The following is a 26070-nucleotide window of genomic DNA, read 5'->3' as shown; positions in this document are numbered from 1 at the left end:
TGGGAGAATCTCGCGAGAATTTTTCCCTACGTGTCGGTAACACCTATAGGCGTGAGCACGACACAATCTGTGACGATTCAGACGAGACCGGAGGAGTCTGCATGACTGTCCAGCTTGATTCGCCTGGCCTTGCGTCCGTCGGCGAAGCTTCGTCGGCCGAGGCAGAGCTCGGGGAGCTGTTCGAGCAGATCAAGGAGCTCGACGCTCAGCTGCTCGCGGTGATCAAGCGGCGTTCGGAGCTCGTTCAGCGCGCCGGAGCATCCGCGAAGGGCACCGACGCGAGCCGCGAAGCACAGGCCGAGGAAATGGCCGTCATGGGACGCTTCGCCGAACTCGGCACCGACGGCAGCACGCTCGCGATGACGCTGCTGCGCCTCGGCCGCACCCGCAAGGCCTGAGACCTACCACCGACGGCCCCCGCACCACATGGTGCGGGGGCCGTCGCCGTAGCCGTCCACCGCTTCGCATCACGCCGGTCGCAAATGTGGCCGCCCGCTCCCCTGTCGGCATACCGTCGGGACATCCCCGAAGAACGGACAAGGGCAGCATGGATCTCGGACTCACTGCGAAGAGGGCCATCGTCACCGGCGGTAGCCGCGGCATCGGCTACGCCATCGCGCGGGCACTGGCCACCGAAGGTGCCGACGTGGTGATCGCGGCCCGTACCGCGGCCGATCTCGACATCGCGGCGAAGACCCTCTCGGAGGAGACCGGGCGACGAATCGTTCCCGTGCCCACCGACACCAGCGACCAGGCCTCGGTCGACGCACTCGTCGCGCGGGCCGTCGCCGAACTCGGTGGCGTCGACATCCTCGTCAACTCCGCCGCCACACCCTGGACCGCCGACAAGCCGACGAGTTTCGCCGCGACCACCGACGACATCGTGCGCAACGAAGTCGAGATCAAGATCCTCGGCTGTCTGCGCACCGCACGCGCCGTCGCCCCCTACCTGATCGAGCAGGGCTGGGGCCGGATCATCAACATCAGCGGGCTCGGCGCGCGCAGCGCGAACTCCATCGCCCAGACAGTCCGGAACGTCAGCGTTGCAGCCGTGACGAAGAACCTCGCCGACGAACTCGGCCCGCACGGCATCAACGTCACCGTGGTCCACCCCGGCCGCACCCGCACCGAACGGCTGGCGGCGCGACTGGCCGAGGAGTCCGCCGAGACGGGCACGCCGATAGCCGAACTGGAACAGCAGATCGCGAAGAACTCCGTGAACCGCCTCATCGACGCGAGCGAGGTCGCCCACGTCGTCGCGTTCCTCGCGAGCCCGCGCAGCATCGGCATCACCGGCGATGCGATCGCCGTGGGCGGCGGCGTACCCGGCGCGGTCTACTACTGACCGGTCCGACGAAACGATACGGCACCGCCGTCAGCGCAAGATTCGACGGCACCGCCGTCAGCGCAAGATCGTTTTGATCTCCAGGAACTCCTCGAGCCCGAAGACACCGGCCTCGCGTCCGATACCCGACTGCTTGTAACCACCGAAAGGTGCGTCGGTGTTGAAGGCGCCGCCGTTGATGTAGACCTGACCGGTGCGCATACGGCGGGCCACGGCCTCCGCTCGCGCTGGGTCGGCCGACCAGACCCCACCGGACAGGCCGTACTCGCTGTCGTTGGCAATGCGCACCGCATCGTCCTCGTCCTGGTATCCGATGATCGACAGCACCGGCCCGAAGATCTCCTCGCGGGCGATCGTCATCTCCGGCGCGACGTTCGTGAACACGGTCGGGCCGACGAAGTAGCCGGTGGTGAACTCGGTTTCGCGTCCGTCGAGCACCAGTTCGGCCCCCTCCTCGACGCCCTTGTCGATGTACGCCTTCACGCGTGCCTGCTGCGTGCCGCTGACGAGCGGGCCCAGCTTCGACGACGGATCGTCGGGCAGCCCGAGGGTGTAGGCCCGCGCGACCTGCTCGGCGACGGCGGTGGCCTCCTGCAGACGGTCGGCGGGGACGAGCATGCGGGTCAGGGCGGTGCAGGTCTGGCCGGAGTTGAGGAAGCACTTGCCGACACCCTCGGTGACGGCGGCGGTGAGGTCGGCATCGTCGAGGATGATGTTGGCCGACTTGCCGCCGAGTTCGAGCGCGACCTTCTTCACCGTCTCCGCAGCGACGACCGAGACGCGCTTGCCGGCACGCGTCGAGCCCGTGAACGACACCATGTCGACGTCGGGGTGTGCGGCGATGGCCTCGCCGACGACCGGTCCGTAACCGCTGACGAGGTTGAACACGCCCGGCGGCAGGCCGGCCTCGTCGACGATGTCGACGAGCGCGTAGGTCACCAGCGGCGCGACCTCGGTGGGCTTGAGCACCACGGTGCACCCGGCGGCGAGCGCGGCGAACACCTTGAGCACCACCTGGTGCAGCGGGTAGTTCCACGGGGTGATCGCCCCGACGACCCCGATGGGTTCGCGTACGACCAGGGCGTTGCCGATCTCCTGGTCGTCGAAGTCGTACGTTCCGGCCAGCGACGCATAGGCGGCAATATTCTTCAGCGGCATCCCGACCTGGATGGCACGCGCGAAGTGAGCGGGCATCCCCATGTCCTGGGAGACGACGCTCGTGAGTTCGTCGGCACGCTCGTTCGCCAGCGAGGAGACCTTCTCCAGGTAGGCGGCGCGCGACGCACCACTGAGCGCGGACCAGGCCGGGAAGGCCGCCTTCGCTGCGGCGACCGCCCGATCGACATCGGAGGCGGCACCCTCGGCGACCGCGGCGACGACCTCTTCGGTCGTCGGGTTCACGACCTCGATGCGGCCGGCGCCGTCGGAGTCCACCCACTGCCCGTCGATGTAGATCTTCGTGCGGTCGAGAATGTCGGTCATATCGCTCTCCCTGCTCGTAGTCCGGCCTGTCGACGCCGTTGGGCGCGAGCGTAGCGAAGACCCTCCCGCAATAAAGCGTTTACTCCCGGCGGGTTGTGATGTATCCCGCCGTCACCGGAGTTAACACGTGCGCTACACTTGCCATTGCTGCTCGCGCGCTCCACCGTCGCAACGCACGGCGCATTCGGACAAAGACGTCTGCATTCACACACATCGTCTCCGGCACATGTCTATGCACCTCAGGAGCTGCGCCTTCCCACGCGTTCCCCTTCTTCGCATCGTCACTGCCGGTCGACGTCGAATTCGATGCACCGAGGAGGACGTCCGTGACGCACGCCAGTGACACCGGCCTGTACGACAGCACGCTGGACAAGAGCAGTTGTGGTGTCGGTTTCATCACCCGCAAGGACGGCGTGCAGACCCACGACGTGCTCACCCGCGGTCACGAGGCCCTGTGCGTCGTGCCGCACCGCGGTGGCATGTCCGCCGAGGGTGTCGGCGACGGAGCCGGCATCAACGTGGACCTGTCGGTCGCCTTCTTCTCCGAGATCACCGGAAAACCATTGCAGGAAGGGCACTTCGGTGTCGGAAACTTCTTCCTCCCCACCGATCCCGCGGCGCATGCCGATGCCGAGGAACTCGTCTCGTCGGCACTCGCCGGAGCCGGGGTCACCGTGCTCACGATGCGCGACGTCCCCGTCGACGACAGCGTGTTGCGTCCTGCCGCAACGAAATACCAGCTGCCGATCCGTCAGTGGATCTTCACGCGGCCCGATGCGTGCGACTCCGTCGACGAGTTCGACCGACTGCTGCACGGCGTGCTCCTCGAGGTCGAGGCCCGCGCCTACACCGAGCCGGAACTGGGCGGGCTGTACCCGCTCTCGCTCAGTGCGCGCACGCAGGTTCTCAAGAACCGCTTGAACTCTCACGAGGTCATCCCGTACTTCCGCGATCTCACCGATCCGCGGCACGCGGTGCACACCCTGTTCTTCCACACCCGGTTCTCGACGAACACCGATCCGCATCCGACGATGGCGCAGCCGTTCCGCCTCATAGCGCACAACGGTGAGCTGAACACCGATCGCAAGAACCGGCTGTTCGAGGGCGCCCTCGCCCGCGCGATGGGCCGTGACATCATTCGCCCGCCGGGACAGTCCGACAGTTGCCGCTTCGACCAGACCCTGGCCTCGCGTATCGCCCACAACGAACTCGACCTCGTCACCGCCGTCGTGCAGATGATGCCGCCTGCCTGGGAGAACGACACCGAGCTGTCGCCACAGGTCCGCGCGATGCTCGAGTTCTTCTCCCTGTACGAGGAGAAGAACGACGGCCCCGCGGCGCTGGTCTTCGGCAACGGCACCGTCGTCGGCGCGCGCCTCGACCGCCTCGGCCTGCGTCCGCTGCGCACCGTGGAGACCGAAGAGTACCTCGCCGTCACCTCCGAGGCCGGCCAGTTCGACTTCGCGCCCGAGACCGTGCTGCGTCGCGGCCGCATCGAGGCCGGTGGCATGCTGTACTTCGATCACCGCACGCGCCGCTCCTACGGAGCTGATGAGGCGCTCGAACTTCTTGCTGCCCGGCAGAATTACGCGTCGCTCGTCGACGAGGCCCGCCGCAATCTCGATGCCCTGCCCGAGGTTCCCGCCGAGAAGGCCGGTTCCCCGCTGCGCTACAACGGCGATCTCGAGCGTTACCAGCGCTACGTGTCCTACAGCATCAACCAGGAATCCTTCCGGTTCATGCTCGACCCGATGCTCGCGTCGGGTCAGGAGCGCATCTCCGCGATGGGTTACGGCAACGCCATCAACGCGCTGTCGGATCAGGAAGGCGGTGTGGCCAAGTACTTCTCGCAGCGCTTCGCCCAGGTCACCAACCCGTCGCTGGACTCGATCCGCGAAGCGGACGGCATGACCCTGCGCGTCGCGCTCGGTGCTCGCCCCGGTAGCGGTGCTCCCGTCTCGTCCGCGACCCAGATCGTGGCGCCCACCCCGATCCTCACGCACCTCGACATGCTGCGTATCCGCGAGCAGTCCGACACCCCGGTGCGACGTTTCGAGATGCTGTACTCCCCCGTCTTCGACGACGCCAAGGCGAACGCGGCCGCGCTCGCCGCCGCGATCGACGGTACGGCAGAGGCCATTGCCGATTTCGCCCGCGAATCCGGTGGCATCGCCGTGCTCACCGACCGCCACGTCTCCACCGACCGCGCCGGACTGCCGATGGTGCTCACCGTCGCCGCGGTCAACCAGCGCCTGATCGACGAGGGATTGCGTCTGCGCGTGTCCGTCATCGTCGAATCCGGACAGCTGTTCTCGTCGCATCACATCGCCGCGACCCTCGGTTTCGGTGCCGCTGCGGTGTATCCGCTCACGGTGCAGATGCGCGCCGAGGAGAAGTTCGGCGACGATGCCGACGCCGCGTTCCTGAAGTTCCGCAAGGCGGCCGAGAAGTCGCTCATGAAGACGATGGGACGCGTCGGCCTGTGCACCGTCGAGTCGTACATCGGCGGTGAGTTCTTCGAGCCGAGCTATCTCGACACGAGTGACGAGGTGCTAGCGCGCTGGTTCCCGAACGTGAAGTCCCCGGTCGGCGGTGTCGGTTTCACCACCCTCGCGCAGGCCGTCGCCGACTGGCACCGTCGCGCTCTCACCGTGGAGACGGAGAAGGACGTCCCGCTGCTGGGTCTGTTCAAGGAGCGCGCCGAGGGCGCCGGTCACTCGTTCGGCACGACCGCCGTGCGCGGCTTCGTGGACATGACCGAGGAGCCCTTCGCGCTGCCCGTGGAGAAGGAGGCCGAGCCGGATCTGACCGACGCGCTGCGTCTGCTGCCGCTGCACCGGCTCTCCGACGCGCACGGTCTCGACGACGCGTCGTACCGCTACGGCGGCTTCCGCGCCCTGACACCCGCCGAGATCGATGCCTTCGAGATCACCCCGGGTTACCGCGCGTTCGCCCGCACGATGGCCGACGAGCGCACACAGCGTCCCGCGGCGCTGCGCGACGTGCTCGCCCTGCCCGCCGACGTCACCTACGCCGTCACCGCCGAGGACTTCACCAAGGAGATGGGCCGCTTCGCGCGGTTCGGCAACAACTCGATGCTCGTGCGCGGGATCTCCGCGGCGCGGGTCGGTGAGAGCGAATTCGTCCTGCGTCTGACCGGTCCGCTCGCAGACGACCACCGTCGTCCCGATGCGCTCGCGGCCTCGCTCGTCGCGCGCTTCGGTGACGGCATCGTCTCGCACCGTTGCTACGGCGACACCCTGACCGTGCACGCGATCGGTGACGCCGCGCGCTATCTCGAGCAGGTCCGCCAGGCCCCGCTGAGCGTGCGGCTCGACCGGGTGCAGCCGGCGCACGAGATCACCCCGGCGCTCGCGTCGGGTGCGATGAGCCATGGCGCGCTCAACTCCAACGCCCACGAGGCCGTCGCCCACGGCACCAACATGGTCGGCGGCATGTCGAACTGCGGTGAGGGCGGCGAGCACATCTCCCGCTACGGCACCATCCGCGGGTCGCGCATCAAGCAGTTCGCGTCCGGCCGCTTCGGTGTGTGGGCCGGTTATCTCGCCGATCCGATGCTCGAGGAGATCGAGATCAAGATCGCGCAGGGCGCGAAGCCCGGTGAGGGCGGCCAGTTGCCCGCCAAGAAGGTCACGGTGGAGATCGCCGCGGCGCGCGGTGCGACCCCGGGCGTCGAGCTGGTCTCGCCGCCGCCGCACCACGACACCTACTCCATCGAGGACCTCGCCCAGCTCATCCACGACGCCAAGGCGGCGCGGGTGCGGGTGATCGTCAAGCTCGTCTCCTCGGAGGGCATCGGCACGATCGCCGTGGGTGTCGCGAAGGCCGGCGCCGACGTCATCAACGTCGCCGGCAACACCGGCGGCACGGGTGCCGCCTCGGTGACCTCGCTGAAGTACGCGGGCCGGTCCGCGGAGATCGGTGTGGCCGAGGTCCACCAGGCCCTCACGGCCAACGGTCTGCGCGACAAGGTCGTGCTGCGCTGCTCGGGTGCGCACCAGACGGCGTCGGACGTCATCGTCTCCGCGCTGCTCGGCGCCGACAGCTTCGAGTTCGGCACCACCGCGCTGATGATGCTCGGCTGCGTCATGGCGAAGAACTGCAACGTCAAGTGCCCGGCAGGTCTGACCACGAATCCCGAAGTGTTCAACGGCGATCCGCGGGCGATGGCCCAGTACCTGCTCAACGTCGCGCACGAGACCCGAGAGCTGCTCGCCCGCCTGGGTCTGCGGTCGCTGCGCGACGCGCGTGGCCGCGCCGACCTGCTGCACCTGCTCGACCACCCGTCGAGCGTGGGCCGGCTGGACCTGCGGGCGATGCTCGCGGTGCTGCCCGAGGTGCACATCGACAATCCGGTCTACATGGAGAAGGACTACTCGCTCGACGAGGCGTGGGTGGCCCGGCTGCGCGAGGCCCTCGTCGATGCGAAGGAGCTCACCGTCTCGCTCGGCGACGGCGTGCAGCTGACGAACAACAACAAGAGCGTCGGCGCGCAGCTGGCGATCGACATCGAGCGCATGCTCAACCACGAGGATCTCGGCGCCCTGCCGGCCGTGCTCGACGACGAGCGCGGACGCCGCTGGCTACGCGACGGCACCGTCACCATCACCACCTCCGGTTCGGCGGGCCTGTCCTTCGGGGCGTTCTGCAACGACGGCATGCACATCGAGCACACCGGTACCGCCAACGACGGCGTCGGCAAGGGCCAGTGCGGCGGGCAGATCGTGCTGCACTCCCCCGGCGGCGGCAGCGACCGACGCGGCGGCAACGTGCTCATCGGCAACTTCGCGCTCTTCGGTGCGACCGGTGGTCGCCTGTTCGTCGAGGGTGAGGCCGGCGACCGCTTCGCGGTGCGCAACTCCGGCGCCACCGCCGTCGTCGAGGGTGTCGGCGAGTTCGCCTGCGAGTACATGACCAACGGCGCGGTGCTCAACATCGGCGAGTTCGGCAAGGGCTTCGGCAACGGCATGTCGGGCGGGTTCGTCTACCAGTACGACCCCGAGGGCCTGCTCCCCCGCAAGGCCAGCGCCGACTCGATCGTCCTCGGGTCGATCACCGGCGACGACCCGCAGGCCGCGATCCACAACGCCGCCGTGCTGCAGCTGCTGCACCTGCACGTCGAGGCGACCGGCTCGGTGAAGGCCCGCTTCCTGATCGACAACTGGCAGGTCGAGCAGCACCGCTTCGCGTACGGCATGCCGCGCGCGCTGCTGCAGTACCAGGACCTCGACGAGATCCTCGCCGCAGCGTCGCGCAAGGACCTCGCCGCCGAGGTCGCCACGGCGCTGGTCGCGCACCAGGTGCGCAAGTTCAAGGAGAACTACCGCTCGGGTGTTCCCGTCGCCGGTGGTGTCACCCCGGACGCGACCGACACCGAGGCCATGTACGCGCTGCTCAACAACTACACGGTGCTCGCCGCCGCGCAGGAGACGGCGCTGCAGAAGGTCCCCGGCGCCACCGACGTGTCGGATCCGGCGGTACAGAAGACCGCACGCAATCTGCTGCTCACCGAGGACTTCTTCCTCGTCGCGAAGCTCGAGCGCTACGCCCTCGCGGCGATCGCCGATCACACCGACGAGCAGCTCGCGGCGCTGGTCGCCGACAAGCGCCTGAACGACTACAAGCAGGCCCTGGACCTGCGCAACGTCCGCTCGGTCGATGCGCCGGGTACCTACGGCTGGATCCTCTTGCAGAGCCGCAAGAATCTCGACGCCGCAGGTCGCCTGCCCGGTTACGAGGAACTGTTCGCACGCAACGCCGTCCCGAACGTCCTCACCTCCACGATGGGAGTCTCCGCGTGACCACCACCGGCCCGTTCATTCCCCTCGACGCTCCGTTCACCGCCGATCAGCGGTCGTGGCTCTCCGGCTTCGTCGCCGGGATGCAGACCCGCCTGTTCTCCGGTGGTCCCGCCGCCGATGCCGGGACCGTCGGCTCGGCGCCTGCTCTGCACGTGCTCTACGGCTCGCAGACCGGCAATGCCGAAGCCGTCGCCGAGGACGCCGCGGCTGCAGCGCGCACCCAGGGCTTCGCGCCCGTCGTGTGCGCTCTCGACGACATGGACCTCGACCGGTTCGCCGGTCTGGGCCAGGTCCTGATCGTCACATCCACCTACGGCGAGGGCGAGATGCCCGACAACGCCGAGCTGTTCTGGGATGCGCTGTCGGCCGAGAGCGCGCCGCGCCTCGACGGCATGAACTTCGCGGTGCTCGCTCTCGGTGACACGGGGTACGACGGGTTCTGCCAGGCCGGCAAGCTCATCGACATGCGTCTCGAGCAGCTCGGTGCGCAGCGCATCGTGCCGCGGGTGGACTGCGACGTCGAGTTCGAGGAGCTCGCCGCGACGTGGATCGCGGAGACGCTGCCGCTCGTCGCGGCCGTCGAGGGCATCGTGGGCGATGGTGCTCCCGCTCCCGCGGCACCGGCGGCACCGGCCCGGGCGAAGCCGCAGTGGACCCGCAAGAATCCCTATCCGGCGGTGCTGACGTCGAACGTGCTCCTGTCCGGGGAGGACTCGGCCAAGGAGATTCGGCACTACGAGTTCGCGCTCGCCGATTCCGGTCTCGAATACGAAGCGGGCGACGCGCTGAACGTGGTGCCCGTCAACGACACCGAACTCGTGCACGCGATCCTCGGTCGGCTCGGTCTCGACGGCGCGACCGTCCCCGAGAGTCACGACGACACGCTCGAGCACCTCCTCACCTACAACTACGAGATCACCGCTCCGTCCGTCGATCTCCTCGAGGAGATCGAGAAACACACGGGTAACGAGGAACTCACCTATGTGCTGCGGCACAGCGACAAGGCCGCGCTCGACGAATGGTTGTGGGGCCGCGACATTCTCGACGTGCTCCTGCTCGATCCCGCGCCCGAGCTGTCGGCCGAGCAGTTCCTGGCGCTGCTGCGTCCGCTGCAGCACCGGGCGTACTCGATCTCGTCGAGTCCGAACGCGTGCGACGGTTCGGTGCACCTGACGGTCGCGGCGGTGCGCTACGGCACCGACGGCCGCGAGCGTCGCGGCGTGTGTTCGACCTTCCTCGCCGATCGTGTCGGTGAAGGCAAGGTCGGCATCTTCGTGTCGAAGAACAAGGCCTTCCGCGTGCCCGCCGACGACACCGCACCGATGATCATGGTCGGTCCGGGCACCGGCATCGCACCCTTCCGCGGCTTCCTGCAGGAACGTCGCGCACGGGGTGCGACGGGGAAGAACTGGCTGTTCTTCGGCGACCAGAAGCGCGGCTGCGACTACATCTACGAACAGGAGTTGGCCGAGTTCGCCGACTCGGGTGTGCTCACGCGCCTGGACCTCGCGTTCTCCCGCGATCAGGCCGAGAAGATCTACGTGCAGACCCGCATGAAGGAGCACGGCGCGGAACTGTTCGCGTGGCTCGAGGAGGGTGGACACTTCTACATCTGCGGCGACGCGTCGCGGATGGCGAAGGACGTCGACCGTGCGCTGCACGAGATCGTCGCCGAGCACGGCGGCATGAACGACGAGCAGGCCGCCGAGTACGTCACCACCCTCAAGCGCGAGAAGCGGTACGTGCGCGACGTGTACTGAGCAGGCCGGGGGTACGCACCGCCGCCGCGAGGCTCGCAACACCATCGGTCACCGGTGGCGTTGCGAGCCCCGAGCGCGTGTTGCGAACCTCCCCGGAGGCACCATCGGAATGCCTTAGACTGTGCTGCAGGTCACACGAGGGAGTAGCTCGATGCCCGATCGCTCCGCAGCACGCAGCCGGCAGGCACCGACCGCCGACAGTCCCGACCGGATCCGCAACGTTGCCCTGGTGGGGTGCAGCGGCTCCGGGAAAACCACCCTCACCGAATCCCTCGCCGTCGCAGCGGGCGCCGTCGGGCGCGCCGGGCGCGTGGCAGAGGGCACCACGGTGTCCGACTACGAGGGGATCGAGCAGCGCCACCGCAGGTCGGTGCAGCTGTCCGTCGTCCCCCTCGAATGGAACGACATCAAGATCAACCTGATCGACACGCCGGGACACCCCGACTTCGACGCCGAGGTCCGCGCAGCCCTGCACGCGGCCGACGCGGCGATCTTCGTCGTCTCCGCCACCGATCCCATCAGCGCAGCGACCCGCGCGCTCTGGCGCGAATGCGACGACGAGGCGATCCCCCGCGCGATCGTGGTGAACAAACTCGATGTCGCCCGGCACAGCTTCGACGACATGCTCACCGACTGTCACGTCGCCTTCGGATTGGGACCGGACACCCTGAGGGCCATGTTCTATCCCGTCTACGACGGCGACCGCCCGATCGGGTCGATGGGTCTGCTGACGGGCCGCAGCTACGGCGAACCCGGTCCGTGCCCGGTGTCCACCGAAGCGCGCGAGAGCCTCGTGGAGGCCATCTCCGGCCAGGACGACACGCTCATGGAGCGGTTCATCGCCGGCGAGCAACTCGACACGGCCTCCCTGCAGGAAGGACTCACCCGCGAGATCCTGGCGTGCACCCTGCACCCGGCCGTTCCCGCCGACGAGACGGGAATCGGTGCCGTCGAACTGCTCGAATTGATCACCACCGGATTCCCCGCACCGACGCAGCGCGGTCGTGGTGCACCGCCGTGCGATCCGGACGGTCCGCTCGCCGCACAGGTCGTGCGCGTGGCCGGCGACTCCTATGTCGGGCGGATCAGCCTGGTGCGCGTGTACTCCGGCACGCTGCGACCCGACACGATCGTCGCGCTGGCCGACGGCGACCGCGACAGCCGCGAACGCATTCCCGCCCTGACGAGCCCGTTCGGCAAGCAACAGCGCCCGGTCGGTGAAGCCGTGGCGGGAGACATCGCCTCCGTCGGGAAGCTCGCGACGGCACAACCCGGTGACGTCCTGTACGACCCCGACCATCCGGTCCCGCTCGACCGTTGGCCCACCCCGACTCCCCTGCTGCCCGTCGCGATCGACGCACACACCCGCACCGACGACGACAAGCTGTCCCAGGCCCTGTCGCGCCTCGCCTCCGAGGATCCCGCGCTGCGCGTCGAGCAGAATCCCGAGACCCATCAGCTCGTGCTGTGGTGCACGGGTGAAGCGCACGCCGAACTGGTCCTCGAACGGTTGCGCACCCGGCACGGTGTCCAGGTCGACACGGTCGAGCATCGGGTGCCGCTCGAGGAGACCTTCGCCGGCCCCGCGAAAGGCCACGGCAGGCTCGTCAAACAATCCGGCGGGCACGGTCAGTACGCGGTCGTCGACGTCGAGGTCGAACCACTGCCGGTGGGGAGCGGGGTGGTGTTCGCCGAGAAGGTGGTGGGCGGTGCGGTTCCGCGCCAGTTCATCCCGTCCGTGGAGAAGGGCGTGTACGCGCAGGCCGAGAAGGGCGTGACGACGGGATATCCGCTCGTCGACGTGCAAGTCACCCTGGTCGACGGCAAGGCCCACTCGGTGGATTCGTCCGACGCGGCCTTCCAGGCCGCCGCCGGGCTGGCCCTGCGGGATGCGGCCTCACACAGCACCGTTCGCGTACTCGAACCGGTCGCCGCCGTGCGGGTGATCGTGCCGGAGGAGTATCTCGGCGCGGTCCTCGGCGATCTGTCGGCCCGACGCGGACGGGTGCTCGGCACCGAATCCCCCGAGCCGGGTATCGCCCTGTTGCGCGCGGAGGTTCCCGAGCTCGAACTCGGCCGCTATCCGGTGGAACTGCGGGCCATCACGCAGGGCACCGCCGATTTCGCCCGCCAGTATCTGCGGCACGAACCGATGCCCGAGAATCTCGCGGCCCGCTACGGCGAGTCGGACTGACCGCTGCACCGCACGAGCAGCGTGTCAGCATGAACGCCATGAGCGTTCTGCTGTGCTTTCACGCACACCCCGACGACGAGGTGTTCCTCACCGGTGGCGTGATGCGCCGAGCCGCCGACGCCGGGCATCGCGTCGTCCTCGTCGTCGCCACCGACGGTGCCCGCGGCGAATATCCCGACGGTTTGCTCGCGCCCGGCGAATCCCTCGCCGCCCGCCGCACGAAGGAACTCGAGGAATCGGCCCGGGCGCTGGGTGCGGCGCGGGTGGTGCCCTTCGGCTACGGCGATTCGGGGATGGCCGGCACCGCCGGCAACCACGACCCGAATGCCTTCACCAACGCCGATCCGAGCGAGGTGGGAGCCAGACTGGCCGCCGTGATCGAGCAGGAACGCGCCGATGTCGTCACGATCTACGACGCGCACGGCGGCTACGGCCATCCCGATCACGTCCAGGTCCACCGGGCCGGGATCCATGCCGAACGGATCACCGGACACGACGCCGTCTACGAGGCATCGAGCAACCGGGACCACCTGATGCGGCTGCTCTCGGCGCTGCCGGACACCCCCGACGACGTGCGCCCACCGGACCTCGAGACGTTCGGCCTACCGGAATCGGAACTGACCACCGCGGTGGACGTGTCGACGGCGCTGGCCGCCAAACGCGCTGCCATGATCGGCTATGAGTCGCAGATCGGAGATTTCGGGCCGATGCTGAACATGCCCGAGGAACACCTGCGGGCCGCCTTCGGTGTCGAATGGTTCCGGCGCCGCGGTGTTCCGCCCGGGCTGCAGGAGACCGAGCTCCCGCTCTGACCCGAACGATCACGAGGAGAGAAGTGGAACAACGCATCGAGGTCTCGCGCAACATCGCCGCACCACCATCCGCGGTGTGGCGGGTGCTCACCGCGCTGGACGAGGCGCCCACCACCCTGCGTGCGGTGAAGGCCGTGGAACGACTGGACGGCACCGGCTACGAGGTGGGCACACGGTGGCGGGAGACCCGCGTGATGTTCGGGCAGTCGGCGACCGAGGAGATGCAGGTCGCCGAGGCGGATCCGGAGCGGCGCACCGTCGTCGTCGCCGAATCCCGCGGCGCCCGCTACCGGACCGTCTTCGATCTGACCCCCTCGGCGGGCGGCACGGATCTGTCCGTGGAGTTCTCCGGCGAGAGCGGACCCCTCGGCGCCTTCGCTCAGCTTGCGATGACCGTGTTCGCGCCGCTCGCGAAACGCGCGACCCGCAAGGCCCTCGAACAGGACCTCGCCGACATCGCCGCCGCAGCCGAGCGGGCGGGATGAGCTAGGCGGCGGGAACGGTCTCATCGAGCTTGCCGGTGGTGATCGGTGTGAGCAGAACCGTTGCCCGTTTGACCGTTCCGGCGCTCGGGTACCGCTCCCCTGCACCCTACGAACGAAGGACGGACGTCGATGGACAATGCCCCCAAGCACGGTTCGGGCCGCCCAGAGGACAACGACGACCTCACCGGGCAGAAGATCAAGCATCTCGTCGACAAGCTCGAGCAGAAGGTCGAGAAGGAACGCGAGGAGGAGGGTGCGCCCGGCAACGTCGCGGACCGGGTGAGGACGGAGAAGGTCGAGCCCGACGATCAGGCTCCCGAATGAGTCGGCCTCAGGCGTAGATCCGCCCGTAGAGATCGCAGATCTCCTCGGCCGTCGGGATCCTCGGGTTGTTGTTCGGGGATCCCGACGCCAGCGCCTGCTCGGCCATGACCGGGAGCCTCTCGTCCCAGGTCTGCTTGTCGATGCCGTACGACTTCGGTGTCGGCACCTCCACGTCGCGGCACAGTTCCTTCAGCGCGACGACCAGGTCTGCGGCGGCGGTCGCATCCGAGGCGTCCGTCGAGGCCGCGCCGAGCGCGCGGGCGCAGTCGGCATAGCGGGACTCGGCGGCATCCACCGAGAACTCGGTGCCCGCCGGGAACAGCATCGCGTTCGACAGTCCGTGCGCAACATGGAAGTGCGCCCCGATCGGACGGCTCATGCCGTGCACGAGCGCGACGCTGGAGTTGGAGAAGGCGATGCCCGCCTGCGTGGCGGCCAGCATCATCCGCTCGCGCGCCTCGGCGTCCTGCCCGTCCGCGTAGACGCGCCGCAGTACCTGTCCGATGGTGTCGATCGCGACGAGCGCGAGGCTGTCGGAGAACGGGTTCGCCTTCCTGCTGACATAGGCCTCGATGGCATGGGTGAGTGCATCCACGCCGGTGTCCGCCGTCAGGCGCGGGGGCATCGTCATGGTGAGCCGATAGTCGACGATCGCAGCGACCGGCAGGAAGGCCTGGCCCGTGCACAGCATCTTCTCGTCGGACTCGCTGTCGCTGATGATCGTGAACTGGGTTGCCTCCGAGCCGCTTCCCGCCGTGGTCGGCACGGCGATCACCGGTAGCGCCGGGCCGATGTTGTCGCGCGGCACCTTGTAGTCGCGCATGTGACCGCCCTTCCGGGCGAGCAGGCCGAGGGCCTTGGCCGTGTCCATCGGGCTTCCTCCACCGAACCCGATCACACAGTCGGCGTCGTGCTCGGCGACCGCTGCGGCACCCGCGTCGAGCGAGGCGGTGGTGGGGTCGGGAACGGTCTCGGCGAAGACTGCCGGCCGCAGTCCGGCGGCCTCGAGCTGCGCGACCATCCGATCCACCGCACCGGTGCCGACCAGGAATTTATCGGTCACCACCAGGGGCCGGGCGAGTCCGAGTCCGGCGACTACCTCACCGATCTCCCCGACGGCGCCCCCGCCGACGCGCATGATGCGTGGAAGTGCGATGGAAGCCACGTGCGATCCCTCCTCGAGTATCCGTCGGACGGGTCGTGTCTACCGCATCACAACCGCGAGTGGAGACATCCGGCGGATCTCGGGGAGTCTCAGCTCTGGACGACCCGTAGTACATCCCCGCCTGCCCCGGAGCCCTTCCGCGCAGTGAGCAGCCCGAGGCGCTCGAGGTCGTCCGCGCGGTAACCGGGCCATCCGTGCAGCATGCGACGCCACCGTTCCGGCACCGCGGACGCACCCCACCGGGCGCCGAGCAGTCCGCCCGCGATGGCCGCGACCGTGTCGGTGTCGTTGCCTGCGCGCACGGCCAGTTCGAGCGCCTCCGGCAGGTGTCCGGGGCCGTCGGTGCGGGCGTGCGTGATCGCCCACCACGCCGCCTGCAGGGCGTGGACGACCCAGCCGTTGTTGTCGAACACGCGCGGACTCGGCGCGGTCTCCGCCTCGTCCAGCAGCGCCGTCCACCGCTGTGCGGCGGGCTGGGACAGGCAGGACAGGGCGACCCGCACCCCGTCGAAGGTGCCATGGAGGACGGCGTGACGGATCGCGAACGACCACAGTCGGCATGCCTCGGATGCCTGCTCGTCCGCGTGGGTGAGGCTGCTGATCGCATGCGCCGTGGACAGGCACCGCTCGGCGTCGTCGAGGTAGGCGAGCCCAACGGGTGCGGTGCGCATGAGCGATCCGTTGCCACCGGTGCGTCCGGGGAGGCTGCGGGCGCGCGCCGTCATGGTGACGGCGGTGGGGCCCGCCTCGCGCAGGACGGCACGCGTCTGGTTGCCGATGTCCTTGGGGTTCGTGGCGTACCAGCGGAGGAACTGCGCCGCGACCGCGTCGAGTCCGGCGCTCTCACCGATGTCGACGCCGGTCGCCGAGACCTCGGCGATCGCGAGGGCCATGGAGGTGTCGTCGGTCCACTCACCGGGCGCGAACGGCCCGAGTCCGCCGCCGATCATGTCGATGGGCGTGGTGTCCGTCGGATACGTGAATTCGTATCCGGCCCCGAGTGCGTCGCCTGCTGCGGTGGCGAGCAGGACTCCGGCTGCCCGGTCGTTCTGTGCTGCGGTTGTTTCCATGAACCCCTCTATTCGATCAAGTTTGCGCTAAAGTTAGCGCATCAATGATTGAATGTCCATCATGGGCACACCGACCGACTCGACCGGCAGGTCGCTCACCGACTACCCGCGCCCCTCGGTGGCCGTGGACGTCGCCGTCCTCACCATCGACGAAGTACTGAAGGTTCTGGTCGTCGAACGTCCCGACGGCACCTTCGCCCTGCCGGGCACCTTCCTGCACCCCGGTGAGCGACTCGCCGAGGCCGCCGAACGCGCCCTGCGCGACAAGGCCGGACTCACGGGTGTCGACTTCCACCAGCTGGCCATGCTCGACGATCCCGAGCGCGACGACCGCGGGTGGGTGCTGTCGATGGCCCACGGCGCCGCGGTGCCGGTCGCCGAGATCCCCGCCGAGGCGTATCTCGTGCCGACCACCGAGACCTCCGACCTCGCCTTCGACCATGCCGAGATCGTCGACCTGGCCGTCGCCGACCTGCGACGCAGGTACTCCGCCGAGGTCGACCCCGGCAACTTCCTCGGCGAGCAGTTCACCGTGCTCGACCTGCGGCTGCTGTACGAGACCGTCTATGCCCGCAGCTATCCCAAGGACACCTTCCGCCGGCACCTGCTGCACGGCCTCGAACCCACCGGCGAACTGCACAGGGAGGGCACGGGCCGGCCCGCCGAGATCTACCGCCGGCGCGGCACTCCCCTGCCGTCGTCCACCGCCGCCTTCCTCCTGCAGTGAGAAATCAGGCCGTCGGCCTGCAATGAAGAATCAGGACGCCAGCGCGTGCGCGATCTCCGCGGCGACCGCGACGTTCCCGCGATAGACCGCGACATTCGTCTCGAGCGAGCGCCCCTCGGTGGCCCGGTGCATGTGTTCGAGCAGGAACGGGGTGATCGCCTTGCCGCGTGTCCCGGCCTCGGCTGCGGCGTGTTCGGCCTCGGCGAGCACGCGATCGTGCAGTTCCGGATCGATCTGAGCCTCGGCCGCCACCGGATTCCCGACGAGCACCGCCGCCCGCAGACCCAGCCCGTCCCGCGCCCGCGCCACCGCCGCGGCCTGCTCCGCCGACTCCACCTCGTCGACATCGCAGCCGCTGTCGCGCACATAGAAGCCGGGAAAACGCGTGGTCCGATAGCCGACCACGACCACCCCGAGCGTCTCGAGCCGTTCGAGTGTGGCAGGGATGTCGAGGACGGATTTGACGCCGCCGCTCACCACGAGGATCGGAAGTGTCGCCAGCGCAACGAGATCCGCGCTCTCGTCGAAGGTCGACGAAGCCCCCCGATGCACGCCGCCCAGGCCGCCGGTGGCGAATACGTCGATCCCGGCGCGATGCGCGAGCAGCGCCGTCGCCGACACCGTGGTCCCCCCGTGCAATCCCTTCGCCGCCGCGACCGGCAGGTCGCGGCTACCGAGCTTGACGACCGGGACGTCCTCGGCACCGAGCATGCGGATCTGCTGTTCCGACAAACCGACCGTCGGCGTGCCGTCGACAACCCCGATGGTCGCGGGCAGCACCCCGGAATCGCGCAGACATTTCTCGGCCTCGAGGGCGACCTCGACGTTGCGTGGCCGGGTGAGGCCGTGTGTGAAGATCGTCGATTCGAGCGCCACGACCGGCCGTCCGGCCGCGATCGCTTCGCGCACGTAGTCCGCGACGCGGATCGTTTCGCTCATACGACCGACGATAACGCGGCCTAACCGATCGACGCGGCCGTGCGACGTCCCATCTTCGCGAGGATCCGGGCCGTGCGGTCTGCGTCCTCGGGAACCGGCACCGCCGGAGCACAGACACCGTCCATGTAGAGCGCGTCGCCGAAACTGTCGGCGCCGGCCTCCATCCGGTCGAGTTCGGCGTCCGAGAAGGTCACATCGACCCCCGCGCTGCGTGCGATGTCCCAGCGATGCACGAGCATGTCCCAGAGGTAGAACTGTTCGAAGGTCGCACCCACCGTGGTCGGCCCGAAGTATCCGTCGTATGTCGTCGAGACGAACGAGTCGTCCGCGAGGATCTCGGCGATCCGTGCCGTGTGCGTCCTCCACGCCTCGACAGGACGGTCGGTCTCGGGCCGCTCCCCCATCTCGACGCCGCGTCCGGCGAAGAAGTCCCGCTGCGTGTCGATGACGTGGGCCAGGACGTCGCGCGCCGTCCACCCCTCACACGGCGACTGCGCATCCCAGTCGGTGCCGCGGAGCGACGAGATCACGTCGGTGAGCGGCTTGTCGGCCTCTGCGTGTCGCAGTGCTGTTGTATTCATGACTCGATACTGACGACCGGCGAGCGTGAGGTATTGATGAAACCCGACGGCGGCGACCCCCTCGGCGGTCACGACGACACCGACCGTGTCGGCGGTCGCGACGACATCGAACGTGCCCACCTGAAGGATCCGCACGACGCCTCGCACACCATCCACCGTTATCCCGCCGCTTCCGACCTCACGGATCTGATGCAGCGGTACTGGATTCCCGTGTGGTCGGTGCCGGCCGGGCGGGAGGCACCCCAGCGGGTGCTGCGCTATCCGGTCTGCCAACTGGTGGTTGCGCACGATTACGCGCGCTTCTACGGTGTCGAACACGGACTGTCCACGGTCACCCTCACCGGCGAGGGCTGGGCGGTCGGGTCCATGCTCAGCCCGGCGGCCGGGGCACTGATCACGGGCACCTCGCTCGCGGCGTTCACCGACCGGGCCGTCGACCTCACCGATGTCCTCGGCGATGCCGGCGCGCGTCTGATCACGCGGGTTCGGGAGGCGATGGCACACGGCCCGGACTCTCGCGAGTCGCACCGCGCCGCGACGGAGGCGTTCGACGACGTGCTGCGCGCCCATCTGCCGATCGATGAGGAGGGGCGACTGGTCAACCGGGTGGTGGCGTTCGTCGAGGAGAACTCCGACGTCCTGCGGGTCGAGCAGGTGCGCGCGGAGTTCGGTCTCGGCGAGCGCGCGCTGCAACGCCTCGTCCAGCGACGGATCGGGCTGACCCCGAAGTGGCTGATCCAGCGGCGGCGACTGCAGGAGGCCGCCGGTCGCCTGCGCGAGAAACCCGGTTCGTTGTCGGAGGTCGCCGCGGTCCTCGGTTACGCCGACCAGCCGCATTTCGTACGTGATTTCGCGAGGGTCATGGGCATGACGCCGGGCGCGTTCGCGGCTCGCTACGGCGGTGGATGATCGCCCTTGTCCGACAGGTCCGTCGGATTCGGGCGGGTGTACCACATAGTGGAAGGTCCTAAACCTGCGACGCTTCTCGATCAGGTGAATGTAACGAAGCGCACAGTGAAGACGACCTACCTGTCGAAGCACGAGAAGGAACGAAGGGGTTCACCGTGGGACACGACCGCCTACTTTTCATCGGACGTCCGGATGCGGACGAGGTCGCACACTGGAGCACTCTGCGCGAGCTCGCTCCTCAGCGAGGATGGAAGCCCACCCGGACGTTCGAGCCCGGCGAAGTCGCCTGGGCCGTCGCCGCCGGTAGCGCCTTCGAGCAGTCCGGACCGATCGCCGAGGTGATCCATTCGCTGCAGGAAGCTCATATTCCCTGCACCAGCGCACTCGACGCGATCCGCCACGCGTACTCGGCCTCGCGCCTGTCGGTCTAGTTCATAGGTGGGGGCCGCGTCTCGCCGTCGCGGTGCGACTACTCGGGCCCGTCGCGGTGCGACCACTCGGGCCCGTCGCGGTGCGGCCACCCGCTGTGCGTTCTATCCGAAGGGACTGACGTCGAGCCAGGACGCCAGGAACCCGGAGTCGCCGAAGACCTCCACGTCGGCTGCGCCCACAGCGCGCCGACGATAGAGCACCAACAGCAGTTCCGTCAGCGGGCCGCGTACCGCCACGGCACTCTTCTCGTGGGCATGCCGCCACGCGAAGTCCTCGCCGGACAGGTCCACGACCCATTCCGCCGACGTGTCCGTCGCGTGGAAATGCAGCGTCCGGTCGGGTCCGTGCAACGCGCGGTGCCGTTCGACATCGAGTCGTGGCCAGGTGACGACCGCCAGGTCGAGCCATTCGTCCACGCAGTCCACCGCAAGATCGTGGGCCGGCTCGAAGTCCGCTCCCAGTGCGAGTGCAGCGTCGGCGCGATGCACCACGGTCTCGTGGGCGAAGCGTCGGGCGAAGAACTCCGGGGTCTTCTTGCCACCCGGGATCGGTGTCCACACCCGCATGTTCGGACCGACCTCCCGCAACGCGGCCCCGAATTCGCGCGCTCCTTCCCGTAACCACGGAATCAGCTCGTCCGGATCCTCGTCGACGTAGTCCGCCAACTCCCGCATCGCGCGGTCGGTGCGCGGCATCGACCCTTCACCGCGGACCGCCTCGCTCGCCCAGCGGTGGCCGTAGCCGATGTGTCGGGCGAGCTGACCGAGGTTCCATCCCGGGCACGACGGCACCGGTGTGGTCATGTCCTGCCCGGCCAGTGAGTCCACCAGCAGTTCCGTCTGTTCGACGATCTCTCCGCAGTAACGCGCGTAGTCCAGCATGCCTACCCTTCGTACTCGGCCCGATACCCGCCCCGATTCTGCACGGTCGGCCGTAGGCTGGGCGCCATGCCGGCCGACGAGAGCGCACTCGAAGCCCTGTTCCCTCCCACCGGTGTCGCTGTGCTCGCGACGATCAAGCGCGACGGGCGACCCCAGTTGTCGAACGTCACCTACCGGTACGAGCCCGCGACCCGCACGTTCTCCGTCTCCATCACCGACGACCGGGCAAAGACCCGGAACGTGCGCCGCGACCCGCGTGTGAGCCTGTTCGTCGACTCCGACGACAAGTGGTCCTACGCCGTCGCGGAGGGCGAGGCCGAGCTGACGCCGGTGGCCGCGGACCCCCACGACGACACCGTCGAGCAGCTCGTCGAGTTGTATCGAGCGGTGCAGGGCGAGCATCCGGACTGGGACGACTTCCGGGCCGCGATGGTCGCCGATCGCAGGTTGCTGCTGCGTGTACGGGTCTCCCGCTTCTACGGCGCCGCCCGCTGATCCGGGCTTTTGTTGTCCTCGAACTATTCTGGTGGTTTCGACGTCGCTGAGCTCGGTCGGGAACACCGAAGTTCGGGATCAGGATTGCTTGCGGAACAGAATCGCGGAAGTCGGACGGCGCGGCGTCGCCGCATCCGGACCCGGTCCCGCGCGTACACCGACCCGGATCATCACTTGCGGCACGCCCTCGATGCGGGCCGTTTCCCGCAGGAACGCACGTGAGGATTCGGATTCCGTCAGGTGCGTGACGGAGCAGGTGGCCAGTCCACGGGCGGTGCACGCGAGGAGCACGGCCGATAGGGCTTCACCGCTCCGCAGCCAGTCGAGCCGCGTGTCCGTCGTGGTCGACAGGAGAAGTATCGCGGCTCGGTCCTCCGTCTCTGCCGACTCGCCGGTCGCGTTGCCGGGAGGGAACTCCCGCTCCGTCGCTACCGTGCGCCGTCCCGGTGGGAGTGCGTCCGGAGGTATTCCGTCCGGGTGCATCCCGTGCCCGGCCCACCAGGAAAGTTCCGTCTGGTAGGCCGCATCGGAGCGACGCTGACCGCCGATGCGACGGGACAGCTCTTCCAGTGCAGGTCGCTCGTGTTCGGCGATGGCACTCAGGCGGACACCCGCGGGTTCGGCGAACATCTGCAGAGCGCTCTCGGTCCGAGCCCACTCCTGCGGAGCCCCCATCGGTAACCGCTCGGTACGTCGGCGGCCGATCGCCTCTGCCATCCGGAGGTCGGTGTCGGTCACCGCGTCAAGTCGGCGGAAGCGCAGCGTCGCGAGACAACGACGATTCGTCGCGTCCGGCATCCGTTCGACCACCGTGGCCCAGTGCCGGGCGGTGAGCGCCACCCGCAGATGGTGCAGCACTGCTCCACAGGACAACACCATCTGACGACCGGACGGATCGGTGGCCGGAAGGATGCGATCACTGTCGCTGAACAGCGCAAGCTCGTCCGCGTCCAGAGTCCACCGCCACGGCTGGCTGTTGTGAAGCGACGGCGCGCGACTCGCGAGCGCAACTGCCGACTCGAGAGTCCGACGGTCCGGCATCGTCTCCACTGCTGCCTCCGGGTTTCGATAACGTCACCTTCCAGTGTCACGTACAGCCGTCGGATTTCGACGAGATTCTCGCGGGACGACCGTAAGCTGAACGGGTGTACTCGTACAAGGTGATCGAGATCCGCGAGGGCATGCTCGGCGGGAAGATGTCCGGCGGCAAGCTCGAGAAGATCCTCAACGATCATGCCCGAGATGGGTGGCGCCTGAAGGCGATCACCTCCGCCGACATCAAGGGACGGATCGGTCCCGGTGGCGTCGAGGGAATGCTCGTGACGTTCGAACGCGAAGAATAGAAGTCATGTCGCATCGGATGCCGGTGCCCACCGGTAGCGGCAGTAGCTCCTGTCGGCCGTTGCCGGCGACCTGAGCCGAAGGACGGACAGGTGTCGTCGCAGCCGGAGGTCCGCTCGGGTTCGACACTGGTACTCGCAGTGCTGGCGTCGGGCCAGTTCCTGATGACGCTCGACAGCTCGGTGATGAACGTGTCGATGGCGACCGTCGCGCAGGACGTCGGCACCACGATCACCGGCATCCAGACCGCGATCACCCTCTACACCCTGGTGATGGCATCCTTGATGATCACCGGCGGGAAGGTCGGCACGATCCTCGGTCGACGTCGCGCGTTCGGTGTCGGACTGGTCATCTACGGCATCGGCTCGTTCACCACCGGACTCGCCCCGAACCTCGCGGTCCTACTGGTGGGCTGGTCGTTGCTCGAAGGCATCGGCGCGGCCCTGATAATGCCGGCGATCGTCTCGCTCGTCGCGGCCAACTTCGCTCCCGAGCGACGTTCCGCAGCGTACGGTCTGGTGGCGGCGGCCGGTGCGTCGGCCGTGGCTGTGGGTCCGTTGCTGGGCGGGGCCGTCACGACGTTCGCGTCGTGGCGCTACGTCTTCTTCGGTGAGGTCGTCCTGGTGGTGCTGATCCTGCTGGTGCTGCGCCGCATCGAGGACGTTCCCCCTCACCGCGTCCACCTCGACCTCGTGGGATCCGCACTGTCTGTGCTCGGTCTGGGATCCGTCGTCTACGGCGTCCTGCGCTCGAGCGAGTGGGGCTGGGTACGGGCCGAGCCGGGCGCACCCGCCGTACTGGGCCTGTCCCCGGTCATCTGGCTTCTCGTCGCGGGCTCGCTGGTGCTCTATGCATTCGTGCGATGGCAGAACGCTCTCATGAGCAAGGGCCGCGACCCGCTGGTCGATCCGGGGCTGTTCGCCAACCGACAGCTCGTCGGTGGTCTGACGATGTTCTTCGCACAGTTCGCGGTGCAGGCCGGAGTCTTCTTCTCCGTCCCTCTCTTCCTGTCGGTCGTACTCGAACTCAGCGCAGTCCAGACAGGTGTGCGGATCCTGCCGTTGTCGATCGCGCTGGTGCTGGCCGCAACGGTGATCCCGAAAGTGCGACCCCACGCCGATCCCCGACGTGTGGTGCGTATGGGTCTGGGTTCGATGATCCTGGGGATCCTGATCCTCGTTGCCGGTATGGACCCGGGTGCCGATGCGGCCGTGGTGTCGATACCGATGTTGTTGATGGGTCTCGGCCTGGGAGCGTTGGCGTCCCAGCTCGGCGCGATCACGGTCTCGTCGGTACCGGATTCCCAGAGCGCCGAGGTCGGCGGTTTGCAGAACACCGCAACGAATCTCGGGGCGTCGCTGGGCACCGCACTGATCGGATCGATCCTGATCGCCACCCTCACCGCATCGGTCGTTGCCGGAATCGAGGACAATTCCGACATCCCGCCGTCGGTGCAGCAGCAGGCGACGACCGAGCTGGCCTCCGGTGTGCCGTTCCTGTCCACGACCCAGTTGCGGGCCGGGCTCGACGAGGCGGGTGTCGACCCGTCCACAACGGAAGCACTCGTCGCGGTCAACGCCGACGCTCGACTCGAAGGGCTACGCGCCGCGTTCGCTGTGACAGCGCTCCTCGCGATCGCGGCGCTGTTCGGAACCGGACGGCTGCCGCGACGATCGGTCGGAACACCACCGCCCTAGAGAACTTCGGTGGTTCCACCCGCGCTGAGCGGGGGTGGAACCACCGAAATCGATCGTATGCAGGTCAGGACGCGAGCAGTCGACGGAACGAACTGCGGTGGAACACGATGGGTTCGACATCGGCGTCGGTGAGCAGTTCGTTGATGCGCAGTACGACGATCGCGTGGTCGCCCGCCGGAACCTCCTGCTGCACAGTCACGTCCATGCGCACGCTCGTGCCCGAGACGAACAGCGCGCCGCCTTCGCGGCTCTCGATGTCGATCCCGGCGAAGCGATCGCCGTTCTTCGCGGCGAGCACCCGCGCGGCACCGTCGTGCTCCTCGCTCAGCACGCTGATGCCGAGATGCGGGAGCGACGCCAGACGCGGCCATGTGGTCGAGGTGTTCTGTACGCAGAACGAGACGAGCGGCGGATCGAGCGACACCGGCACGAAAGTGCTCGCCGCCATCCCGATCCGCTCTCCGTCCATCTCCGCGCAGATCGCGACGACGCCCGAGGGGACGTGCGCGAATGCCTGGCGCAGAGACGGTCCGTCGAGAGTGGTCATGAGGCGGCCTCGTTTCGAAGTGCGGCGGACAGCACCGACGACCAGCGTTCGGCGTAGTCCGCGATACGGATCTCGGTTGTGTAGGTCGAATCGTGAAGATACAGGCCGGGGGCCGGGCATAGCGCCCCAGTTCTACCACCGAGTGTGATCACATCCACAACGTGATCGGGCTCTCGTCCGGTGAGGGCCGTGGCGAGGCGGGCTCCGGCGTCGAGGGTGCGGGACGCGGGCTTCGGGTTGCCCGCGACGACAACGATCGTCACTGGAGACCACCTTCCGGATCGGCCCTCGGGGTGGAGAGCGACATTCGCCGCCATCCTTCTCGCCGATCGAGCAGACCGGAACTGTTTCGATCCGTACGAGCGGAAACCTCGACGACCCCTCGGTAGGGTCGGGTGGATGAGTGTCGCGGATTCACAGTCAGCCCCCACGGACGGTCTCGCAGGATGGGCGCTCGAGTTGATGGATCGCCTCGGCGGTGTCGGCGCCGGCATCGCGATCGCTCTCGAGAACTTCTTTCCGCCGCTCCCCAGCGAGGTCATCCTGCCGCTCGCCGGGTTCGCCGCAAGCCTGGGCAGTTTCACCCTGTTCGGTGCGCTGTTCTGGACGACCCTCGGTTCGGTGGTCGGCGCTCTCGGTCTGTATTCGATCGGCCGCTGGGTGGGTGAGGACCGGATCCGTAAGGTCGTGCGGAAGTTGCCGCTCGTCGACGTCGAGGACCTCGATCGTTCGACCGCGTGGTTCGAGCGGCACGGACGCAAGGCCGTCTTCTTCGGTCGGATGGTGCCCGTCTTCCGCAGTCTCATCTCCATCCCCGCCGGTGTCACACAGATGCCGATCTGGCAGTTCCTGGCCTTCACCACCGCGGGCAGTCTGATCTGGAACTCGATCTTCGTGCTGGCCGGTTACCAGCTCGGCGAGAACTGGAGCGCCGTGGAACCGTATGCCTCGGTGCTGCAGTACGTCGTGATCGCGGTCGTCGTCGCGGTGATCGGTTACGCGCTCGTGAAGCGGATCCGCTCGCGGTCGAAGGACAGTGCTTCGGAGAGCCGCGACTGACGG

24 protein-coding genes are annotated in these 26070 nt (G+C 68.2%); 15 read left to right on the top strand and 9 right to left on the bottom strand.

Translation table 11 applies throughout. The features are described 5' to 3' along the window. The first annotated feature begins 101 nt into the window (after window positions 1-101). Window positions 102-398: a chorismate mutase gene (locus tag K3M35_RS17780; RefSeq protein WP_019288919.1), complete on the top strand. Its 297-nt coding sequence runs from the start codon at window positions 102-104 to the stop codon at window positions 396-398. 149 nt (window positions 399-547) lie between these two features. After that, on the top strand, window positions 548-1345 hold the full coding sequence (locus K3M35_RS17775) for an SDR family NAD(P)-dependent oxidoreductase (protein ID WP_220666814.1): 798 nt from the start codon (window positions 548-550) through the stop codon (window positions 1343-1345). A 57-nt stretch (window positions 1346-1402) separates the two neighbouring features. On the opposite strand, the gene K3M35_RS17770 is transcribed toward K3M35_RS17775, so the two are convergent. Next, window positions 1403-2827, bottom strand: a complete 1425-nt coding sequence (locus K3M35_RS17770; RefSeq protein WP_024103652.1) for an aldehyde dehydrogenase family protein — start codon at window positions 2825-2827, stop codon at window positions 1403-1405. A 326-nt stretch (window positions 2828-3153) separates the two neighbouring features. Between K3M35_RS17770 and K3M35_RS17765 the strand changes: the two genes are divergently transcribed. The 6 genes from K3M35_RS17765 (at window position 3154) to K3M35_RS17740 (ending at window position 14224) form a co-directional block, all read left to right on the top strand. Continuing rightward, the gene (locus K3M35_RS17765; RefSeq protein ID WP_220666813.1) at window positions 3154-8649 is read left to right on the top strand and encodes a glutamate synthase-related protein; all 5496 of its coding nucleotides are present in this window, start codon (window positions 3154-3156) and stop codon (window positions 8647-8649) included. Beyond that, the gene (locus K3M35_RS17760; RefSeq protein WP_217579967.1) at window positions 8646-10409 is read left to right on the top strand and encodes a sulfite reductase subunit alpha; all 1764 of its coding nucleotides are present in this window, start codon (window positions 8646-8648) and stop codon (window positions 10407-10409) included. The genes K3M35_RS17765 and K3M35_RS17760 overlap by 4 nt, the downstream gene beginning before the upstream one ends. A gap of 151 nt (window positions 10410-10560) precedes the next feature. After that, the gene (locus tag K3M35_RS17755) at window positions 10561-12603 is read left to right on the top strand and encodes an elongation factor G-like protein EF-G2 (protein WP_220666812.1); all 2043 of its coding nucleotides are present in this window, start codon (window positions 10561-10563) and stop codon (window positions 12601-12603) included. A gap of 38 nt (window positions 12604-12641) precedes the next feature. Then, window positions 12642-13415: a PIG-L deacetylase family protein gene (locus K3M35_RS17750; RefSeq protein ID WP_220666811.1), complete on the top strand. Its 774-nt coding sequence runs from the start codon at window positions 12642-12644 to the stop codon at window positions 13413-13415. 23 nt (window positions 13416-13438) lie between these two features. Next, on the top strand, window positions 13439-13900 hold the full coding sequence (locus K3M35_RS17745; protein WP_039587779.1) for an SRPBCC family protein: 462 nt from the start codon (window positions 13439-13441) through the stop codon (window positions 13898-13900). Between the two features lie 129 nt (window positions 13901-14029). Beyond that, a complete protein-coding gene (locus K3M35_RS17740; protein WP_006552878.1) occupies window positions 14030-14224 on the top strand; it encodes a hypothetical protein in 195 nt (64 codons plus the stop codon). A 7-nt stretch (window positions 14225-14231) separates the two neighbouring features. On the opposite strand, the gene K3M35_RS17735 is transcribed toward K3M35_RS17740, so the two are convergent. Next, window positions 14232-15362 (bottom strand): iron-containing alcohol dehydrogenase, encoded by a 1131-nt coding sequence (locus K3M35_RS17735; protein WP_220666838.1) that lies wholly within the window; start codon window positions 15360-15362, stop codon window positions 14232-14234. Between the two features lie 116 nt (window positions 15363-15478). After that, window positions 15479-16459 carry an ADP-ribosylglycohydrolase family protein gene (locus tag K3M35_RS17730; protein WP_220666810.1) on the bottom strand — a complete coding sequence of 327 codons (981 nt, stop codon included), beginning with the start codon at window positions 16457-16459 and terminating at the stop codon, window positions 15479-15481. 61 nt (window positions 16460-16520) lie between these two features. Here K3M35_RS17730 and K3M35_RS17725 point away from each other — a divergent pair, with 61 nt between their 5' ends. Further along, window positions 16521-17186 (top strand): NUDIX domain-containing protein, encoded by a 666-nt coding sequence (locus K3M35_RS17725; protein ID WP_024103645.1) that lies wholly within the window; start codon window positions 16521-16523, stop codon window positions 17184-17186. 30 nt (window positions 17187-17216) lie between these two features. On the opposite strand, the gene K3M35_RS17720 is transcribed toward K3M35_RS17725, so the two are convergent. Next, window positions 17217-18125 (bottom strand): pseudouridine-5'-phosphate glycosidase, encoded by a 909-nt coding sequence (locus K3M35_RS17720; RefSeq protein WP_094980692.1) that lies wholly within the window; start codon window positions 18123-18125, stop codon window positions 17217-17219. 20 nt (window positions 18126-18145) lie between these two features. Beyond that, window positions 18146-18706 carry a TIGR03086 family metal-binding protein gene (locus K3M35_RS17715; RefSeq protein ID WP_033098055.1) on the bottom strand — a complete coding sequence of 187 codons (561 nt, stop codon included), beginning with the start codon at window positions 18704-18706 and terminating at the stop codon, window positions 18146-18148. A 36-nt stretch (window positions 18707-18742) separates the two neighbouring features. Here K3M35_RS17715 and K3M35_RS17710 point away from each other — a divergent pair, with 36 nt between their 5' ends. Both K3M35_RS17710 and K3M35_RS17705 read left to right on the top strand, forming a co-directional pair. Beyond that, a complete protein-coding gene (locus tag K3M35_RS17710) occupies window positions 18743-19615 on the top strand; it encodes an AraC family transcriptional regulator (protein ID WP_006552873.1) in 873 nt (290 codons plus the stop codon). 155 nt (window positions 19616-19770) lie between these two features. Further along, complete coding sequence (locus tag K3M35_RS17705) at window positions 19771-20046, top strand: hypothetical protein (RefSeq protein WP_006552872.1); 276 nt, start codon at window positions 19771-19773, stop codon at window positions 20044-20046. A gap of 102 nt (window positions 20047-20148) precedes the next feature. On the opposite strand, the gene K3M35_RS17700 is transcribed toward K3M35_RS17705, so the two are convergent. Next, window positions 20149-20928, bottom strand: a complete 780-nt coding sequence (locus K3M35_RS17700; protein ID WP_094980693.1) for a maleylpyruvate isomerase family mycothiol-dependent enzyme — start codon at window positions 20926-20928, stop codon at window positions 20149-20151. Between the two features lie 57 nt (window positions 20929-20985). On the opposite strand from K3M35_RS17700, the gene K3M35_RS17695 reads away from it, so the two are divergent. Continuing rightward, a complete protein-coding gene (locus K3M35_RS17695) occupies window positions 20986-21423 on the top strand; it encodes a PPOX class F420-dependent oxidoreductase (protein ID WP_371746955.1) in 438 nt (145 codons plus the stop codon). A 78-nt stretch (window positions 21424-21501) separates the two neighbouring features. Here the strand turns inward: K3M35_RS17695 and K3M35_RS17690 are convergent, their stop codons facing one another. Continuing rightward, complete coding sequence (locus tag K3M35_RS17690) at window positions 21502-22464, bottom strand: nitroreductase family protein (protein ID WP_259444187.1); 963 nt, start codon at window positions 22462-22464, stop codon at window positions 21502-21504. Window positions 22465-22568: 104 nt separating this feature from the next. Here K3M35_RS17690 and K3M35_RS17685 point away from each other — a divergent pair, with 104 nt between their 5' ends. After that, entirely contained in the window at window positions 22569-22766 is a 198-nt protein-coding gene (locus K3M35_RS17685) for a DUF4177 domain-containing protein (protein ID WP_006552868.1), read from the top strand. Between the two features lie 90 nt (window positions 22767-22856). Continuing rightward, window positions 22857-24461: an MFS transporter gene (locus tag K3M35_RS17680; protein WP_220666808.1), complete on the top strand. Its 1605-nt coding sequence runs from the start codon at window positions 22857-22859 to the stop codon at window positions 24459-24461. 64 nt (window positions 24462-24525) lie between these two features. On the opposite strand, the gene K3M35_RS17675 is transcribed toward K3M35_RS17680, so the two are convergent. After that, on the bottom strand, window positions 24526-25008 hold the full coding sequence (locus K3M35_RS17675; protein WP_006552866.1) for a flavin reductase family protein: 483 nt from the start codon (window positions 25006-25008) through the stop codon (window positions 24526-24528). Next, window positions 25005-25271, bottom strand: a complete 267-nt coding sequence (locus K3M35_RS17670; protein ID WP_006552865.1) for a hypothetical protein — start codon at window positions 25269-25271, stop codon at window positions 25005-25007. Before K3M35_RS17670 ends, K3M35_RS17675 begins: the two co-directional genes overlap by 4 nt. Window positions 25272-25407: 136 nt before the next feature. Between K3M35_RS17670 and K3M35_RS17665 the strand changes: the two genes are divergently transcribed. Continuing rightward, entirely contained in the window at window positions 25408-26067 is a 660-nt protein-coding gene (locus K3M35_RS17665) for a DedA family protein (protein WP_094980698.1), read from the top strand. The last annotated feature ends 3 nt before the right edge of the window (window positions 26068-26070 follow it).

The sequence above is a fragment of the Rhodococcus sp. DMU2021 genome (genome assembly GCF_019641445.1).
GTDB lineage: Bacteria > Actinomycetota > Actinomycetes > Mycobacteriales > Mycobacteriaceae > Rhodococcus > Rhodococcus pyridinivorans.
This window is presented reverse-complemented; position numbering and strand designations above follow the sequence as displayed.